Source organism: Micromonospora sp. RTP1Z1, assembly GCF_033804685.1.
In the GTDB taxonomy this organism is placed as follows: domain Bacteria; phylum Actinomycetota; class Actinomycetes; order Mycobacteriales; family Micromonosporaceae; genus Micromonospora.
This window is the reverse complement of record NZ_JAPFQV010000148.1, coordinates 1-744: the sequence shown is the minus strand read 5'-3', so window position 1 is coordinate 744 and position 744 is coordinate 1. Positions and strand designations below refer to the sequence as shown.

At 68.5% G+C, this 744-nt stretch carries 1 protein-coding gene; it reads left to right on the top strand.

Annotated features, from left to right (window positions below; all coding sequences use genetic code 11):
- Positions 1–27: 27 nt before the first annotated feature.
- Positions 28–681, top strand: coding sequence for a C39 family peptidase (locus tag SLP03_RS31450; protein ID WP_319464267.1), 654 nt, complete (start codon positions 28–30; stop codon positions 679–681).
- The last annotated feature ends 63 nt before the right edge of the window (positions 682–744 follow it).

Genomic DNA, 744 nt, shown 5'->3' with positions numbered 1-744 from the left:
TCCCCCAACGCAGAGGAGCACGCCAACATGCGTACCGATCTGATCCGTAAGACCGCCCTGACCGCTGCCGGCCTCGCCGCCACCGCCGGTGGCATCGCCGGCCCCGCGATCGCCGCCCACGCCGCCGAAGCCAAGCCCGCCACGCAGGCACACACCGACCGCAAGCCGCACGGCGAGCGCGAGCTCAACGTCCGCTACGAGGCGCAGCCCAACTTCTACTACTGCGGCCCCGCCGCCACCCGCAACGCCCTGTCCGTCCAGGGCAAGAACATCAACGTCGACGCCATGGCCAAGGAAATGGGCACCACCGAGAACGGCACCAACAGCGTCAACGACATCACCCCCGTCCTGAACAAGGAAACCGGTAAGGACGTCTACCACAGCGTCGAGCTCAAGAACCCCAAGGCCGACGACACCCAGACCGACACGCTGCGCACCGACATCGTCCGCACCGTCGACGACGGCCGGGCCGTGGTCGCCAACATCGCCGGCACCGCCGTCGACACCGACGGCAACACCCACTCCTTCGAAGGCGGCCACTACATCAGCGTCGTCGGCTACCGCGACAACGGCCACACCGTGACCATCGCCGACTCCGCCGACCCCAACACCGCCTCCTACCGCATCAGCGTCGACAACCTCGCCGACTGGATCGCCACCCGCGGCTACACCACCTCCTGACCCACCCCACAGCACCAACCACGACAGGGCCGACCCCCAACCGGGGGCCGGCCCTGTCGTCGT

Excerpts from the sequence above, each read along its gene's own strand:
- SLP03_RS31450 (WP_319464267.1), top strand. The coding sequence starts at position 28 with ATGCGTACCGATCTGATCCGTAAGACCGCCCTGACCGCTGCCGGCCTC.